The sequence below is a fragment of the Micromonospora sp. NPDC047521 genome (assembly GCF_055587305.1).
On the sequence record NZ_JBVJGN010000004.1, the window covers coordinates 147,143 to 163,319 of the forward strand.

15 protein-coding genes are annotated in these 16,177 nt (G+C 70.7%); 7 read left to right on the forward strand and 8 right to left on the reverse strand.

The features are described 5' to 3' along the window. Window positions 1-23: 23 nt before the first annotated feature. The gene (gene dnaE, locus ACZ6N8_RS11395) at window positions 24-3,554 is read right to left on the reverse strand and encodes a DNA polymerase III subunit alpha (protein WP_466009335.1); all 3,531 of its coding nucleotides are present in this window, start codon (window positions 3,552-3,554) and stop codon (window positions 24-26) included. 135 nt (window positions 3,555-3,689) lie between these two features. Then, entirely contained in the window at window positions 3,690-4,247 is a 558-nt protein-coding gene (locus tag ACZ6N8_RS11400) for a GNAT family N-acetyltransferase (RefSeq protein ID WP_466009337.1), read from the reverse strand. A 108-nt stretch (window positions 4,248-4,355) separates the two neighbouring features. On the opposite strand from ACZ6N8_RS11400, the gene ACZ6N8_RS11405 reads away from it, so the two are divergent. From ACZ6N8_RS11405 to ACZ6N8_RS11435, 7 genes are all read left to right on the forward strand, one after another. Continuing rightward, entirely contained in the window at window positions 4,356-4,976 is a 621-nt protein-coding gene (locus tag ACZ6N8_RS11405; protein ID WP_278138678.1) for an L-threonylcarbamoyladenylate synthase, read from the forward strand. 292 nt (window positions 4,977-5,268) lie between these two features. Continuing rightward, entirely contained in the window at window positions 5,269-5,610 is a 342-nt protein-coding gene (locus ACZ6N8_RS11410; protein WP_110564981.1) for a PadR family transcriptional regulator, read from the forward strand. Beyond that, entirely contained in the window at window positions 5,607-6,554 is a 948-nt protein-coding gene (locus ACZ6N8_RS11415; protein ID WP_466009340.1) for a permease prefix domain 1-containing protein, read from the forward strand. Before ACZ6N8_RS11410 ends, ACZ6N8_RS11415 begins: the two co-directional genes overlap by 4 nt. Window positions 6,555-6,676: 122 nt before the next feature. After that, window positions 6,677-8,017, forward strand: a complete 1,341-nt coding sequence (locus ACZ6N8_RS11420; protein ID WP_466009341.1) for a sensor histidine kinase — start codon at window positions 6,677-6,679, stop codon at window positions 8,015-8,017. Beyond that, the gene (locus tag ACZ6N8_RS11425; RefSeq protein ID WP_466009343.1) at window positions 8,014-8,733 is read left to right on the forward strand and encodes a response regulator; all 720 of its coding nucleotides are present in this window, start codon (window positions 8,014-8,016) and stop codon (window positions 8,731-8,733) included. The genes ACZ6N8_RS11420 and ACZ6N8_RS11425 overlap by 4 nt, the downstream gene beginning before the upstream one ends. An 80-nt stretch (window positions 8,734-8,813) precedes the next feature. After that, window positions 8,814-9,707, forward strand: coding sequence for an ABC transporter ATP-binding protein (locus ACZ6N8_RS11430; protein WP_466009345.1), 894 nt, complete (start codon window positions 8,814-8,816; stop codon window positions 9,705-9,707). Then, window positions 9,704-10,765 (forward strand): ABC transporter permease, encoded by a 1,062-nt coding sequence (locus ACZ6N8_RS11435; RefSeq protein ID WP_466009347.1) that lies wholly within the window; start codon window positions 9,704-9,706, stop codon window positions 10,763-10,765. The genes ACZ6N8_RS11430 and ACZ6N8_RS11435 overlap by 4 nt, the downstream gene beginning before the upstream one ends. 152 nt (window positions 10,766-10,917) lie before the next feature. On the opposite strand, the gene ACZ6N8_RS11440 is transcribed toward ACZ6N8_RS11435, so the two are convergent. The 6 genes from ACZ6N8_RS11440 to ACZ6N8_RS11465 form a co-directional block, all read right to left on the reverse strand. Further along, window positions 10,918-11,535 (reverse strand): ribonuclease FAU-1 family protein, encoded by a 618-nt coding sequence (locus ACZ6N8_RS11440; RefSeq protein WP_466009349.1) that lies wholly within the window; start codon window positions 11,533-11,535, stop codon window positions 10,918-10,920. 179 nt (window positions 11,536-11,714) lie between these two features. Beyond that, the gene (locus tag ACZ6N8_RS11445; protein WP_364371293.1) at window positions 11,715-12,467 is read right to left on the reverse strand and encodes a YebC/PmpR family DNA-binding transcriptional regulator; all 753 of its coding nucleotides are present in this window, start codon (window positions 12,465-12,467) and stop codon (window positions 11,715-11,717) included. A gap of 258 nt (window positions 12,468-12,725) precedes the next feature. Continuing rightward, the gene (gene pdxT, locus ACZ6N8_RS11450; RefSeq protein WP_466009351.1) at window positions 12,726-13,328 is read right to left on the reverse strand and encodes a pyridoxal 5'-phosphate synthase glutaminase subunit PdxT; all 603 of its coding nucleotides are present in this window, start codon (window positions 13,326-13,328) and stop codon (window positions 12,726-12,728) included. Window positions 13,329-13,370: 42 nt separating this feature from the next. Beyond that, a complete protein-coding gene (gene pdxS, locus ACZ6N8_RS11455; protein WP_466009353.1) occupies window positions 13,371-14,288 on the reverse strand; it encodes a pyridoxal 5'-phosphate synthase lyase subunit PdxS in 918 nt (305 codons plus the stop codon). Between the two features lie 125 nt (window positions 14,289-14,413). After that, window positions 14,414-14,917: a hypothetical protein gene (locus ACZ6N8_RS11460; RefSeq protein WP_139587601.1), complete on the reverse strand. Its 504-nt coding sequence runs from the start codon at window positions 14,915-14,917 to the stop codon at window positions 14,414-14,416. A gap of 83 nt (window positions 14,918-15,000) precedes the next feature. Continuing rightward, window positions 15,001-16,161: a glycosyltransferase family 4 protein gene (locus ACZ6N8_RS11465; RefSeq protein ID WP_466009354.1), complete on the reverse strand. Its 1,161-nt coding sequence runs from the start codon at window positions 16,159-16,161 to the stop codon at window positions 15,001-15,003. Window positions 16,162-16,177: the final 16 nt, after the last annotated feature.

A 16,177-nucleotide genomic window follows, 5' to 3' on the forward strand; every position in this document is an offset into this window, starting at 1 on the left:
ACGCCGGCCGGGCCGCGGACCGGTCAGCTCACGTTGGCCGGGCCGAGGACGCTCTTCAGGTCACCCATCAGCGCGGTGGTCGCCGCGACCCGGAACGGACCCAGCCGCAGGGTGGTGGTGCGACCACCGTTGAGCAGCTTGACGTGCACCTCGGTGTCGCCGGGGTGGAGCACCAGGGTCTCCTTGAGGCGTTCCACGAGCGGTGGCGTGCACCTGTGCACCGGAATGGTCAGGGTGACCGGCTTGTTGGTGGCGCTGGTGCTGACGTCCGGCATGGACATGTCCATGGCCATGATGCGTGGGGTGTCGTCGCGGCGGTCCACGCGGCCCTTGACCACCACGATGGCGTCCTCGGCGATGTACTGCCCGATCACCTCGTACGTGTTGGGGAAGAACAGCGTCTCCACCCCACCGGCCAGGTCCTCAAGGGTGGCCGACGCCCACGCCCGGCCCTGCTTGGTGACCCGCCGCTGCACCCCGGAGAGGATGCCGGCGAGGGTGACCACAGCCCCGTCGGGCACCGCGCCGTCCTCGGCGAGGGAGGCGATCGTGGTGTCGGCCGCCGCGTTGAGGATGTGCTCCAGGCCGAACAGCGGGTGGTCCGAGACGTACAGGCCGAGCATCTCGCGTTCGAAGGCCAGCTTGTCGCGCTTGTCCCACTCGCTGTCGCCGATGACAGGCATCACGGTCGTGCTGCCCGTGTCGGCGTCGCCGAAGCCCGCGCCGAACAGGTCGTACTGGCCGACTGCCTCCTTGCGCTTGACGTCGGCGTACGCGTCGATGGCGTCCGCGTGCACCGCGAGCAGGCCCTTACGCGGGTGGTTCAGCGAGTCGAAGGCCCCCGCCTTGATCAGCGATTCGATCGTCTTCTTGTTGCAGACCACCGCGTCCACCTTGGACAGGAAGTCGTAGAAGTCGGTGTAGTCGCCCTTCTCCTGGCGGCACCGCATGATCGAGGCGACGACGTTCGCGCCGACGTTGCGCACGGCGGCCAGGCCGAAGCGGATGTCCTTGCCGACAGGTGTGAACGGGCCCGCCGAGGTGTTCACGTCCGGTGGCAGCACCTGGATGCGCATCCGGCGGCACTCGGACAGGTACAGCGCCATCTTGTCCTTGTCGTCACCGACGGACGTCAGCAGCCCGGCCATGTACTCGGCCGGGTAGTGCGCCTTGAGGTACGCCGTCCAGTAGGAGACCAGCCCGTACGCGGCGGAGTGCGCCTTGTTGAAGGCGTATCCGGCGAACGGGACCAGGACGTCCCAAACGGCCTGGATCGCCTCGTCGGAGTAGCCGCGCTCGCGGCAGCCGTCCCGGAAGGGGATGAACTCCTTGTCGAGGATTTCCTTCTTCTTCTTACCCATGGCCCGGCGCAGCAGGTCCGCCTGACCGAGGGTGTAGCCGGCGAGGATCTGCGCGGCCCGCTGCACCTGCTCCTGGTAGACGATCAGGCCGTGGGTGGGCGCCAGGATCTCCCGCAGCGGTTCCTCCAGCTCCGGGTGGATCGGCGTGATCTCCTGGAGCCCGTTCTTGCGCAGCGCGTAGTTGGTGTGCGAGTCGACGCCCATCGGGCCGGGCCGGTACAGCGCCAGGACGGCCGAGATGTCCTCGAAGTTGTCCGGCTTCATCAACCGCAGCAGCGAGCGCATCGGCCCGCCGTCGAGCTGGAACACGCCCAGGGTGTCGCCGCGCGCCAGCAGCTCGTAGGCGGCCTTGTCGTCAAGTGGCAGGGCCAGCAGGTCGAGCTTCGTGCCGTGGTTCAACTCGATGTTCTTGACCGCGTCGTCGATGATCGTCAGGTTGCGCAGGCCGAGGAAGTCCATCTTCAACAGCCCGAGCGACTCGCAGGTCGGATAGTCGAACTGCGTGATGATCGCCCCGTCGGCGTCGCGGCGCATCAACGGGATGTGCTCGATGATCGGCTCGGCGGACATGATGACGCCCGCCGCGTGCACACCTGTCTGCCGGATCAGCCCCTCGATGCCCTTCGCCGTGTCGATCACCTTGCGCACGTCCGGGTCGGAGTCGTACAGGCCCCGGATCTCGCCGGCCTCGGCGTACCGGGGGTGCTTCGGGTCGAAGATGCCGGTGAGCGGGATGTCCTTGCCCATCACGGCCGGCGGCATCGCCTTGGTGATCCGGTCGCCCACCGCGTACGGGAAACCCAGCACCCGGGCCGAGTCCTTGATCGCGGCCTTCGCCTTGATCGTGCCGAACGTCGCGATCTGGGCGACCTTGTCCTCACCCCACTTGTCGGTGACGTACTTGATCACCTCACCGCGCCGACGCTCGTCGAAGTCGATGTCGACATCCGGCATCGAGACCCGCTCGGGATTGAGGAACCGCTCGAAGATCAGGCCGTGCTGGATCGGGTCGAGGTCGGTGATGCCCAGCGCGTACGCGACCAGGGAGCCGGCGGCCGAGCCACGACCCGGACCCACCGCGATGCCCTGCCTCTTCGCCCACTGGATGAAGTCGGCGACCACGAGGAAGTACGACGGGAAGCCCATCTGGTTGATGACGCCCAGCTCGTACTCGGCCTGCACGACGTGGCCCTCGGGGATGCCGTTCGGGTAGCGGCGGGCCAGGCCGGCGAAGGTCTCCTTGCGGAACCAGGACTCCTCGGTCTCCCCGTCGGGCACCGGGAAGCGCGGCATCAGGTTGTGGAACTCGAACATGCCCTTCGGGTCGACCTTCTCGGCGACCAGCAGCGTGTTGCGGCAGCCCTGCTGCCACAACTCGGACGAGTCGACCGCGCGCATCTGGTCGGCGCTCTTGATGAAGTAGCCGCCGCCCTCCAGGCGGAACCGGTTCGGGTCGTCGATGTTGCTGGCCGTCTGCACACAGAGCAGCACGTCGTGGGCGGTGGCCTGCTCCTCGACCGTGTAGTGCGAGTCGTTGGTGACCACCGGCGGGATGTTCAGTTTGCGGGCGATCTCGGTGAGCCCCTCACGGACCCGGCTCTCGATGGAGAGCCCGTGGTCCATGATCTCGACGAAGTAGTTGTCCTTGCCGAAGATGTCCTGGTAGCTGGCGGCGACCTTGAGGGCCTCGTCGAACTGACCCAGCCGCAGCCGGGTCTGCACCGCGCCGGACGGGCAGCCGGTGGTGGCCATGATCCCCTCGGCGTACTCGGCGATCAGCTCCATGTCCATCCGTGGCCACTTGATGTAGTGGCCCTCCATGGACGCCCGCGAGTTGAGGGTGAACAGGTTCTTCAGGCCTTGCGCGTTCTTCGCCCACATCGTCTTGTGGGTGATCGCGCCGTTACCCGAGACGTCGTCGCTCTTCTGCTCCGGCCGACCCCACTTGACCCGCGCCTTGTGGTAGCGCGACTCCGGCGCCACGTACGCCTCGACGCCCAGGATCGGGGTGATCCCGGCGGCCATCGCCTGCTTGTAGAAGTCGTTCGCGCCGTGCATGTTGCCGTGGTCGGTGATCGCCACGGCCGACATGCCAAGCCGGTTGGCCTCGGTGAACAGGTCCTTCAGCCGGGCCGCTCCGTCGAGCATCGAGTACTCGGTGTGCACGTGCAGATGCGCGAACGAATCGGCCATGCGTGGCGCCCCCCGGCGGTGTGGATCTTGTTGGTCGGAGCCGACCGGCACCTACCCTACCGAGGTGATCTCGACGGCTCCACCGGCCGCGCCGCCCGTGTGTCGGCGGCCTCGGTCCTGGACACGACGACCCGCTCAGAGGTTCATCGCGTAGACCCGGACCCGGCGGCCGGTGTCCGGCTGCACTGTCTCGCGCTCCAGCGACATCCCCAGCTTGATCATCACCCGCGCGGACGCCTCGTTGCCGACGACGTGGATGCTGACCAGTCGCCGCAGGCCGCGCTCGGCACGAGCGTGGGCGACGACCGCCCGGGCCGCCTCGGTGGCCAGACCCCGGCCCCAGTACGCGCGGCCGAGCCGCCAGCCGATCTCCACCGCCGGCATGATCTCGGGCAGGAAGGTCGGCACCGCCAGTCCGGTGAAACCAGCCAGCTCGCCCGTCTCTCTGATCTCTACCGCGTACAGGCCGAAGCCGCGCTCGTCCCAGTGCCGCCGGTAGGTGGCCAGACGCTCCGCGGTCGCGGCCCGGTCCAGGGTGCGGCCGTCATGGATGTAGCGCATCACCTCGGGGTGCGCGTTGACGGCGGCGAACCCGTCCAGATCATCGCTGTGCCAGCGGCGCAGCAGCAGCCGCGGAGTCTCCAGGGACCGGGCATGAAGAGGGCCTGTCAGGCGAGTCTCACCGTGCTCCATCGGGTGGACGTTACCCGTTGAGCGACAGCCGGGGCGTTCCGCAGGACCGACCGGTCCGGCCGGGCCCGCGCCCCCTCGACGTCGGCGGATGAGCCTAGGCTCGTCAGCATGGCGAGGTACTACGACGTGCACCCGGAGAACCCGCAGCCCCGGATCATCGGCCAGGTCGCCGACCTGATCCGCGGTGGAGGGCTGGTCGCCTATCCGACGGATTCCTGTTACGCGTTCGGCATCCAGCTGGGCAACCAGGACGGGTTGGACCGGATCCGGCAGATCCGTCACCTCGACGACAGGCACCACTTCACCCTGGTCTGCCGGGACTTCGCGCAGCTCGGCCAGTTCGTCCAGATCAGCAATGCGGTGTTCCGGCTGGTCAAGGCGTCCACCCCGGGCAGTTACACGTTCATCCTGCCGGCCACCCGTGAGGTGCCCCGCCGGATGCTGCACCCCAGAAAGCGCACAGTCGGTGTCCGCGTACCCCGGCACACGGTGACCCAGGCGCTGCTGGCCGAGCTGGCCGAGCCACTGGTGTCGAGCACGCTTGTGCTTCCCGGCGACGACGAGCCGATGACCCAGGGCTGGGAGATCAAGGAACGGCTCGACCACCAGCTCGACGCGGTGCTGGACGCCGGCGACTGCGGCAAGGAGCCGACGACGGTGATCGACCTGTCCGGGTCGGAGCCGGAGATCCTGCGCCGGGGCGCGGGAGACGTGTCCCGCTTCGAGTAGCACGTACGACGCGGCGAGCGCGTCATCCGACCACCTGGCCCGACGCCCCCTGGGCGCCGGGCCAGGCTCATGTGCGCCCTCCTTTGCTCTGCTGCCACATACGCACCGCCCCCCGGCAGCGACCTGGGTGGCGCATCCGCGGCGGCAGAGCAAAGGAGAGCCGGAGTGCCTGGTCGGAGGGCCTGCGCGGCTCCGTCGCCGGGCCGAACGTCCGGCCGCCGCCGCGCACCCCCAACAGACGCGACGTTATAGGCGTAGACAACAGTGTGTGCCACACAGTACGGTGTGACACATGGTTAGCGAGGACGTTCTACGGACGCATCTGCAGGAGCTGCGTCGAGGCACCGTCGTGGTGGCCAGCCTGGTGGCGCTCCGCCGACCGGACTACGGCTACGCACTATTGCAACGGCTCACCGACCACGGCTTCCCGGTCGACGCCAACACCCTCTACCCGCTTCTGCGCCGCCTCGAGGACCAGGGGCTGCTCACCAGCGAGTGGAACACCGAGGAGAGCCGGCCGCGCAAGTTCTACCGGACCAGCGACGAGGGCGAGTCGATGCTGAGCCGGCTCCTCGACGACCTCGCCGCCGTGCAGACCTCCATCACCGGGCTGATCCAAGGAGTCGACCGATGAACACCCTGACCGACCGCTACCTCGCCGCCACCCTCCGCTCGGTGCCCACCCAGCGCCGCGACGAGATCGCCACCGAGCTGCGCGCCTCCATCGGCGACATGATCGACGACCGCACCAGCGGCGGCGCCGACCCCGTCACCGCCGAGCGGGACGTGCTCACCGAGCTGGGCAACCCCGATCTGCTGGCCGCCCGGTACGCCGACCGTCGACTGCAACTCCTCGGGCCGACGTACTACCTGATCTGGTGGCGGCTGATGAAGCTGCTGCTCAGTCTCATCCCGGCGATCGTCGGCACGATCGTCGCCATCGTCGAGGTCGCCGAGGGCAAGGGCTTCGGCGCCATCGGGCCCGGCATCGTCGCGGCCATGCAGACAGGGGTGCAGATCGCCTTCTGGCTCACCCTGACCTTCGTCCTCATCGACCGGTTCCAGCCCGCCGTCGACCTGCCGGACTGGACCGTCGACCAACTGCCCGACGTCCCGGCGCACCGCGACATCTCCCTGCCCGAGACCGTCGCGTCCGTGGTCATGCTGCTGGTGACGATCGCGTACCTGCCGTTGCAGCACTACCGGTCCTGGGTGCGCGACACCGACGGCGACAACATCCCGGTCCTCGAACCGGCGCTCTGGTCCTTCTGGCTGCCGGCGCTGATCGTCGTCCTGGCCGCCAGCGTGGTGTTCGAGATCGTGAAGTACCGGGTCGGACGCTGGACCTGGCCCCTGTACGGGACCAAGGCCCTGCTCAACCTGGCGTTCTCGGTGCCGGTTGTGTGGCTGGCCCTCAACGACCGGCTGCTCAACCCGGCCCTCGGCGAGCGCCTGGCCTGGCTGGCCGACGCGGACAACCGCAACACGCTCGGCGCAACGATCGCGGTGGGCGTGGCCGTGATCATGGTGTGGGATCTGATCGACACCGCCCTGAAGACGCGCCGCCAGGCGGCGTGAGCGACACCGGACACGGCGGCCCGGCGCGTACCCCGCGCCGGGCCGCCGCCCGTGGACGTGACCCGGGCCGCACCGACCCGCCAGGTCTGCCGGTACGGCGGCTGACGTGGCATCGTTCCCGGATGGCAGTCGTCGCAGAGCGAGAGGAATGGCGCCGTCCCGGGCCGACGCCGCAGCAGCGCCGCAACGACGTGTGGCTCGGGCTGGCGGTGACCGGGCTGGCGCTGGTCAGCCTCACGCTGGCCCGCAGCACCGGGGCGTTCCAGCTGGGTCCGCCCCCGTCCGGGCCGGAGCAACTGTTCTGGACCGTCGCGGTGACCCTGCCGCTGATCTGGCGCCGACGCTGGCCGGCCGCCACCCTGCTGGTCGTCTCGGGGGCGTTCATCGCCGCGCAGGCACGGTCGGCCCCGGAGACCCAGTTCTCCTCGTGGGCCCTGTTCTGCGCCCTCTACACCCTCGGCGCGTGGGGGCCCGATCACCTGTTGGCCCGCCGGCTGCGGATCGGCGTGATCGCCACGATGTTCGCCTGGCTGGGCGTCTACTACGCGGTGAAGATCGACCACATCCCGCCGGACGCGTTCGCCGACGCGGTCGGGCCGGTGCCGCCGGTGCTCGCCGCGATGGTCACCGGCGTCCTGGCCAACGTGCTCGTCTTCGGGTTCGCGTACTTCTTCGGCGAGACCGCCTGGGTGGCCGCACGACGCGAGCACGAGCTTCGCGAACAGGCCGAGGACCTGCGCCGCTCCCAGGCCGAGTCCCGGGAACGGGCGGTGCTCGGTGAACGGGTCCGGATCGCCAGGGAACTGCACGACGTGGTCGCCCACCACGTGTCGGTGATGGGGGTGCAGGCGTCCGCCTGCCGGCGGGTGTTCGACCGCGACCCGGGCAAGGCCCGCACCGCGTTGACCGCCATCGAGCAGAGCGCCCGCACGGCCGTCGACGAACTGCGCCGGATGCTCGGCGTGCTGCGCGCCTCCGGCGACGCCGACGTCGAACAGCCCACGGCCGGCGACGTCGAGCGGATCGCCGAGCTGGTCGAGCGGGCGCGGGCCGCGGGTCTGACGGCCACCCTCGGGGTGTACGGCGACCCCGTAGCGCTGCCCGAGTCGGTGTCGCAGGCGGCCTACCGGGTGACGCAGGAGGCGGTCACCAACACGCTGAAGCACGCCGGGGCGGGCCTGCTGGACGTGCGGGTCCGGTACCTGGCCCGGGAGATGGAGGTCGACGTGACAGACGACGGACGACCCGGCCGACCCGACGCCGCCGGGCTCGGCCTGATCGGCATGCGCGAGCGGGTCACCGCCCACGACGGCGAACTGGAGGCCGGCCCCCGCGCCGGCGGCGGTTGGCGGGTACGCGCCCGCTTCCCACTGCCGGCACCGGCGGACCCGCAGGTCGGCGCGCAGCGGGCGCCGAGCGACGAGCAGCAGCCGGTCATCGTCGAAACGGCGCGTTCGGCATGAGCGCCGCACCGACCGGCGAAACGTCGGCCCCGGGTCCGACCGTCCGGGTGCTGCTCGCCGACGACCAGCACCTCGTCCGCACCGGCTTCCGGGTCATCCTCGAGGTGGAGGACGACATTGAGGTGGTCGGCGAGGCGGCCGACGGCGGACGGGCCGTCGCCATGACCCGAGCCACCCGCCCGGACGTCGTACTCATGGACGTGGAGATGCCCGGGATGGACGGCCTGGAGGCCACCCGGCAGATCACCGCCGGTGGGCCCGGTGGGCCGGCGGTGCTGATCCTCACGACCTTCGACCGCGACGACTATCTCTTCGCCGCGCTGCGGGCCGGGGCCAGCGGTTTCCTGCTCAAAAACGGCACGCCGGAGGAGTTGGTCGAGGCGATCCGGGTGTTGGCCCGCGGCGACGGTCTGCTCGCCCCGGAGATCACCCGCCGGGTGATCTCCACCTTCGCCCGTCCCGGTGACCCGGCGGGCACCGCTCACCGGGGACCGGAGGCCGACGCCGCGCTGGCCGGGCTGACCCCGCGGGAACGGGAGGTGCTGGTGCTGCTCGCCGGCGGGTCGAGCAACGCGGAGATCGCCGCGAGCATCCACCTCGGCGAGGCGACGGTGAAGACGCACGTGAGTCGGGTGCTGGCCAAACTGGGCCTGCGCGACCGGGTGCAGGCGGTGGTGTTCGCCTACGAGAACGGGGTGGTTCGCCCCGGCGGCTGACCGCCGTCCGTCGCACGACGGACCACCGACTCAGCCGTCGGACGGACGGCGGGCCGGCGTGTTCGATCTAGCGTGGATGCGTGACCAGAACGCTTCGCCTCGACGGCGTCGACCGCTGTTTCGGCGACCGGCAGGTGCTCAAGAACGTGTCCTTCGAGGTGGCCGCCGGCCGGATGACCGGCTTCGTGGGCGCCAACGGCGCCGGCAAGACCACCACCATGCGGATCATCCTGGGTGTGCTGTCCGCCGACGCCGGCGAGGTGAGCTGGGGCGGCAGGACGCTGACCCGGCAGGACCGCCGGCGCTTCGGTTACATGCCCGAGGAGCGCGGCCTCTACCCCAAGATGACCACCCGGGAGCAGGTGGCCTACCTGGGCCGGCTGCACGGCCTGGACGCACCGGCGGCTCGGCGCGCCACCGACACGCTGCTGGAACGGGTCGGGCTCGGTGCGCGCGGCGACGACCTGCTGGAGACGCTGTCGCTGGGCAACCAGCAACGCGCGCAGATCGCCGCCGCGCTGGTGCACGACCCCGAGGTGCTGGTGCTCGACGAGCCGTTCTCCGGCCTCGACCCCCTCGCCGTCGACACCGTCGTCACAGTGCTGCGGGAACGGGCCTCGGCCGGAGCGCCGGTGCTCTTCTCCAGCCACCAGCTCGATGTCGTGGAGCGCCTCTGCGACGACCTGGTGATCATCGGCGACGGGGTGATCCGCGCCGCGGGCAGCCGGCAGCAACTACGCGACTCGTACACCGTGCCCCGCTACGAGCTGGTGGTGGCCGGGGACGCAGGCTGGGTACGCGACCACCCAGGGGTCACCCTGGTCGAACTGGACGGCGCGCGAGTCGTCTTCGACCTGCCGGCCGGCGGCGACGAACAGCCCGTGCTGCAGGCGGCCCTCGCCCGCGGCCCGGTCCGCGCCTTCCGCCCGGTCAGCCCCTCGCTCACCGAGATCTTCCGAGAGGTCACCCAGTGAACGTCACCCAGGCCACCCGGCTGGTCGCCGAACGTGAGATCCGGGTCAAAATCCGCGACCGCACGTTCCTGTTCGGCACCCTGTTCTTCCTGCTGATCGCGGCGGCGGGCACCATCCTGCCGCCGCTGCTCTCCGGCGGTCCGGACACTGTGGCCGTCACCCAGGAGGCAGCCGGGCCGCTACGGGACGCCGGACTCGACGTCCGCGTGGTGGCCGACGACCGGGCCGCCGAGCAGGCCGTCCGCGACGGTGACGTGGACGCGGCGGTGGTCTCCGGTCCGAAGGTCCTCGCGATGGACGAGTCCCCCACCGATGTGGTCCAGGCGCTGAGCACCTCGCCACCCGTGCAACTGCTCGACCCGGACGCGGTGGACCCGGTGGTGGCGTTCCTGGTGCCGTTCATCTTCGCGTTCGTCTTCTTCATCACCTCGCAGACCTTCGGCCTGCAGATCGCGCAGAGCGTCACCGAGGAGAAGCAGACCCGGATCGTGGAGATCCTGGTCGCGGCGGTGCCGGTACGGGCGTTGCTGGCCGGCAAGGTGGTGGCCGGTGGCATCCTGGCGTTCGCACAGATCGCGCTCATCGCCGTGGTGGCCGTGATCGGCATGCAGATCGGCGACAGCGCCGGCCTGCTCAGCCTGCTCGCCCCGGCGATCGGCTGGTTCGTGCCGTTCTTCCTGGTCGGCTTCGTGCTGCTCGCCGCGATGTGGGCGGCGGCCGGGGCGCTGGCCAACCGGCAGGAGGACGTCGCCGCGGTGTCGACACCTGTGCAGCTCGCCGTCATGCTGCCGTTCTTCGCGGTGATCTTCCTGAACGACAACGCCACAGCGATGCGGGTGCTGTCCTACGTGCCGTTCTCGTCGCCCACGGCCATGCCGCTGCGGCTGTTCACCGGCGACGCGGCCGGTTGGGAGCCGATCGTGTCGCTGGTCATCCTGCTGCTCGCCGCCGGCGCGTTCGTGGTCGCCGGGGCCCGGGTCTACGAGGGTTCACTGCTGCGCACCAACGGCCGGACATCGCTGCGCGCCGCCTGGCGGGAGCGCGAGAGCATCGGCTGAGCGGCGACGGCCCACGCGGGCGTCGGTGTCCCTGAGCGGACGCCGGCGCCCGTCGCCGTCCCCCGCCCGTACGGCACCGGCCCGCACACCCGTTCGTGGCTGCGAACGGAGCTGGCGATCCCACGGTGAGCCGACGGGCAACGACCTGGTCGTCAGCCGGTGGGCACCGTGGCCCAGCCGGCCGGCAACCGGGGCGCCGACCAGGCCGGGTCGGGCTGCCACCGCGCCCACGCCGGGTCCCACCAGCGCTGACCCGCGTCGAGCAGGGCGGCGATCCGGTCGCCCTCGCCGCGGATCGCGTCCGCCATACCCGGGTAGCGCCCCTCGACGAGTCGCTGCGCGAAGATCTCGACGTCCTTCCAGACGTACCGGTCGTCGTTTGCGCCCCACCACAGGTCCAGCTCGTGGTCGAGCGTGTCCACCCCGATCGGCGTACGCCGCAGCGGAGCCTGCAGGTTGAAGTACCAGCCCGCGAAGTCGCGTTGCGGGCCCGTCCAGAACACGTCCACCGAGTGCGCCTCGCCCGGCCGGTGCAGCATCAGCTTGCCGTGCCCCGACCAGGAGCGGTGCCCGGCCGTCTCCCACGGGTGCCGACCACAGGGAAAGACACCGTCGGTCGGAAAGCCGAACTCGGCCCCCGTCGGGAGGTAGAGGGCAAGCAGGTCGGGCGAGTCCTCGACACATATCGTCGGGCAGCCGAACCAGACCTCGCCCCGCAGGATCTCCCGCCGGACGACAACGTCACCCGGCGCGAATCGGCGTTCCACCATCTCTCCCGGAACCTCCTCGTTCGCCCCAGGAGAGCCTACGGCCCGCCGCCATGGCCCCCGTCGTCCCGACCCGATCGAAGCGGCGCCGACACACGTCAGGTCGCCGATGTGGCGGCAACCGCTCGCGCGGACACCCCATATCGGCGACCTGGTGTGGATCACGCCGGACGGGCCGGACGTCAGGCGTCGACCGCCGCCATCACGTCGTCGCTGACGTCGAAGTTCGCGTAGACGTTCTGCACGTCGTCGCAGTCCTCCAGGACGTCGATCAGCTTGAAGACCTTGCGGGCGCCCTCCTCGTCCAGCGGCACGTTCATGCTGGGGATGAGGGAGGACTCGGCCGACTCGTACTCGATGCCGGCGTCCTGCAGGGCGGTGCGCACGCCGATCAGGTCGGTCGGCTCGGAGACCACCTCGTACGCCTCACCGATGTCGTTGACCTCCTCGGCGCCGGCGTCCAGGACGGCCATCATCACGTCGTCCTCGGTGGTGCCCTCCTTGGGGACGATCACCACGCCCTTGCGGGAGAACATGTACGACACCGAGCCGGCGTCGGCGAGGGACCCGCCGTTGCGGGTGAGCGCGGTGCGCACCTCGGTCGCCGCGCGGTTACGGTTGTCGGTGAGGCACTCGATGAGCATCGCCACACCGTTGGGGCCGTACCCCTCGTACATGATCGTCTGCCAGTCGGCGCCGCCGGCCTCCAGGCCGGAGCCGCGCTTGACGGCGCGGTCGATGTTGTCGTTCGGCACCGAGCTCTTCTTCGCCTTCTGGATGGCGTCGTAGAGCGTCGGGTTGCCGGCGGGGTCGCCACCGCCGGTCCGCGCGGCCACCTCGACGTTCTTGATCAGCTTGGCGAACATCTTGCCGCGCTTGGCGTCGATGACGGCCTTCTTGTGCTTGGTCGTCGCCCACTTTGAGTGGCCGGACATCTTCTACCTCCGTCTGTCATTCCACGCCTGCGTCGACTGCCGCACCGATTCCGCGCCGCATTAGGCGATCCGGCGGCCGGTCGGCCCCGCGGGAGTGCCGCGCCGGGCGACGGCCCTGCCGAACCGCGGCAATCTTACCGAGGTCACACCCCGCCATGTCACACCCGGGACCTGCCCGGGGTGCCGGCACGGAGCCGGGGCCCTACCAGACCAACGATCCGGGGGCGGGATTCCTGCCCGTCCGCCCGCGACCGCCGCTCAGGCGGACCGCACCAGCTCCACGAAGTACGCGTGTACGCGCGGGTCGCCGGTCAGCTCGGGGTGGAACGAGGTGGCCAGCAGGTTGCCCTGGCGTACGGCCACGATCCGGTCGGCGGCCGGGCCGCCGGTCACCGTGCCGATCACCTCGACCCCGGCGCCGACCCGCTCGACCCACGGCGCCCTGATGAAGACGGCGTGGAACGGCTCCCCCGCCACCCCGTCGATCTCCACCGGCGCCTCGAACGAGTCGACCTGCCGGCCGAACGCGTTGCGCCGGACCGTCATCTCGATGCCGGCGAAGCCCCGCTGGTCCGCTCGGCCGTCGAGCACCTCGGCGGCCAGCATGATCATGCCGGCGCAGGAGCCGTAGACCGGCATCCCGCCGGCGATCCGCTTGTCGATCGGCTCGCGCATCTCGAAGATGTCGACGAGTTTGCTGATGGTCGTGGACTCCCCGCCGGGGATCACCAGCCCGTCGACCGCGTCCAACTCCCCCGGACGGCGGACCGGTCGGGCGTCCGCGCCTGCCGCGGCCAGCGCCGCGACGTGCTCGCGGACGTCTCCCTGGAGCGCGAGTACGCCGATCACGGGTGCCGTCACGTCACACCGTTCCTCTCCGCGTCACGCCGCCCGGCAGAGCGCTCACCAGCCGCGCTCGGCCAGGCGGTGCGGCTGCGGGATCTCGTCCACGTTGATGCCGACCATCGCCTCACCGAGACCGCGGGAGACCTTCGCCAGCACGTCCGGGTCGTCGTGGAAGGTGGTGGCCTTGACGATCGCGGCGGCCCGCTGGGCCGGGTTGCCGGCCTTGAAGATGCCCGAGCCGACGAAGACGCCCTCCGCGCCGAGCTGCATCATCATCGCCGCGTCCGCCGGGGTGGCGATCCCGCCCGCGGTGAACAGCACCACCGGCAGCTTGCCGCTCTCGGCGACCTCCTTGACCAGCTCGTACGGGGCCTGCAACTCCTTGGCCGCGACGTACAGCTCGTCGGCGGGCAGCGAGGAGAGCCGGCGGATCTCCTGGCGGATCTTCCGCATGTGGGTGGTGGCGTTCGAGACGTCACCGGTGCCGGCCTCACCCTTGGAGCGGATCATGGCCGCGCCCTCGGTGATCCGGCGCAGCGCCTCGCCCAGGTTGGTCGCGCCACACACGAAGGGGACCGTGAACGCCCACTTGTCGATGTGGTTGGCGTAGTCGGCCGGGGTCAGCACCTCGGACTCGTCCACGTAGTCCACGCCCAGCGACTGGAGGATCTGCGCCTCCACGAAGTGCCCGATGCGGGCCTTGGCCATCACCGGGATGGAGACGGCCTCGATGATCCCGTCGATCATGTCGGGGTCGCTCATCCGCGACACCCCGCCCTGCGCGCGGATGTCGGCGGGCACCCGCTCCAGGGCCATCACCGCGACCGCGCCGGCATCCTCGGCGATCTTGGCCTGCTCGGCGTTGACCACATCCATGATCACGCCACCCTTGAGCATCTCGGCCATGCCCCGCTTCACGCGAGCGGTGCCGACGACGGGGGTGGTGCCGGTGGTCGGGGCAGGGGTCTCAGACACGGCTCATCGCTCCTCGGACGTGCGGTGGGGGTGGCAGAAAAAATGCTACGTACGGCACAACGCCACACCGACAGCCAATCAACCCCCCGGTGGCCTGCGGTGTGGCACCGCTCACCGCCCCGGGGTCAGCTCGCGGGCACGTCCGCCGGCACCGTCAGGGTCGGGTCGTCGATGTCGAAGTACCGCGGCCACTCGTGACCCCGCCCCATCCGCAACAACCGCACAAGCGGACGGCTGCGCGCCGAACGGGCGTCCCGGACCAGATCGGTGTGCACCTGCCGGGACAGCGCCAGCCGGCGACTCGCGGCGATCACCGCCCCGCAGTCCGGATCGGCCGGGTCCAACCGCACCGACCGTAGCTGCCGGGTCAGGTCGTTCTCCGCCGCCTCCCGCTCCTCGGGCTGCGCGTCGAGCGCGATGCGCGCCGCCGCGTACAACTCGACGCCGAAGCGGCGCTCCGCGAGCACGGCCGCGGCCGCCGCCCGGCGCAACAGGTGGGCGTCGAGAGCCCGGGCCGCCAGCTCCGCGCGGCCCTGCAGTCGTTCGACCCGACCGGCGGTCCAGATGAGGTACGCCGCGACCAGCCCCACGACCACGCTCCCGGCCACCACCCACCACATGTGCGGCATCGTAGTGCTGCTCCGTTCGCCTCCGATTGGGCGCGCTCACCCCGGTTCGCACCGGTCACGATCGCACCATCCGTCACACCGGCTCAGCCCAGCCCCACCCATTCCTGGTCGATGACCCGCCCGTCGGTCGCCTCGATCGCCGCTGCGTATACCTCCAGAACACGGCGGGCAACCACAGGCCAGTCGAAATTCGCCACCACCTGGTCGCCGCAGGCGCTCAGGGTCGCCCGGCCGGCCGGATCGTCCAACAGCTCGCCCACCGCGTCCCGCAGCCCCACCGGATCGCCGGTCGGGAACAGCCGCCCCGCCCTCCCGCCGTCGAGCACCCGCCGGAACGCGTCCAGGTCGCTGGCGACCACAGTCGTACCGGCCGCCAGGGCCTCGGTGAGGATCATGCCGAACGACTCGCCGCCGGTGTTCGGCGCGACGTAGAGGTGCACGCTTCGCAGCATCCGCGCCTTGTCCGGTTCGGTGACCAGACCGAGGAAGGTCACCCGCTCGTGCAGCTCGGGCGGGAACTGGTCGTACAGGTCGTCGGGGTCACCGGGGCCGGCCACCAGCAGCCGCAGCCCTGGCCGCGTGCCGGCAAGCGCCACGAACGCGTCGCGCAGCACCGGGAAACCCTTGCGCGCCTCGGTGAACCGGCCCAAGAAGCCAAGCGTGCCGCCCGTACCCGTGGCGCACTCCCCCGGCCAGCCCGGCAACGGCTCGGCGTCGGCGAACTTGGCCACCGCCACCCCGTTGGGGATCTCCACGGCGCCGCCGTCCATGTGCTCGACCTGCACCTTGCGGGCCAGCGCGCTCACCGCGATGCGGGCGGTGATCCGCTCCAGCACGATCTGGAGCACACCCTGGGCGGCCGCCAACACCCGCGAGCGGGTCATCGCGGTGTGGAACGTGGCCACCACCGGCCCCCGCGCGGAGAGCACGGCCAGCAGCGACAGGCTCAACGTGAGCGGCTCGTGCACGTGCAGCACGTCGAAGTCGCCATTGGTGATCCAACGTCGGACCCGGGCCGTGGAGACCGGCCCGAACGCGATCCGGGCCACCGACCCGTTGTACGGCAGCGGCACCGCCCGCCCGGCCGACACCACGTACGGCGGCAGCGGGGAGTCCTCGTCGGCCGGGGCCAGCACGCTCACCTCGTGGCCGAGGGCGATCAGCGCCTCGGCGAGGTCCATCACGTGGTTCTGCACGCCGCCGGGGACGTCGAAGGAGTACGGGCAGACGATGCCGATCCGCATGCGTCAGCGCCCCTCG

What these genes read in the sequence shown, in the direction of transcription:
- ACZ6N8_RS11445 (WP_364371293.1), bottom strand. Translation starts at nt 12,467, where the DNA reads ATGTCCGGCCACTCAAAGTGGGCGACGACCAAGCACAAGAAGGCCGTC.
- ACZ6N8_RS11465 (WP_466009354.1), bottom strand. Translation starts at nt 16,161, where the DNA reads ATGCGGATCGGCATCGTCTGCCCGTACTCCTTCGACGTCCCCGGCGGC.
- ACZ6N8_RS11420 (WP_466009341.1), top strand. Translation starts at nt 6,677, where the DNA reads ATGGCAGTCGTCGCAGAGCGAGAGGAATGGCGCCGTCCCGGGCCGACG.
- ACZ6N8_RS11400 (WP_466009337.1), bottom strand. Translation starts at nt 4,247, where the DNA reads ATGGAGCACGGTGAGACTCGCCTGACAGGCCCTCTTCATGCCCGGTCC.
- ACZ6N8_RS11415 (WP_466009340.1), top strand. Translation starts at nt 5,607, where the DNA reads ATGAACACCCTGACCGACCGCTACCTCGCCGCCACCCTCCGCTCGGTG.
- ACZ6N8_RS11440 (WP_466009349.1), bottom strand. Translation starts at nt 11,535, where the DNA reads ATGGTGGAACGCCGATTCGCGCCGGGTGACGTTGTCGTCCGGCGGGAG.
- ACZ6N8_RS11410 (WP_110564981.1), top strand. Translation starts at nt 5,269, where the DNA reads ATGGTTAGCGAGGACGTTCTACGGACGCATCTGCAGGAGCTGCGTCGA.
- ACZ6N8_RS11405 (WP_278138678.1), top strand. Translation starts at nt 4,356, where the DNA reads ATGGCGAGGTACTACGACGTGCACCCGGAGAACCCGCAGCCCCGGATC.
- ACZ6N8_RS11460 (WP_139587601.1), bottom strand. Translation starts at nt 14,917, where the DNA reads ATGCCGCACATGTGGTGGGTGGTGGCCGGGAGCGTGGTCGTGGGGCTG.
- ACZ6N8_RS11425 (WP_466009343.1), top strand. Translation starts at nt 8,014, where the DNA reads ATGAGCGCCGCACCGACCGGCGAAACGTCGGCCCCGGGTCCGACCGTC.
- dnaE (WP_466009335.1), bottom strand. Translation starts at nt 3,554, where the DNA reads ATGGCCGATTCGTTCGCGCATCTGCACGTGCACACCGAGTACTCGATG.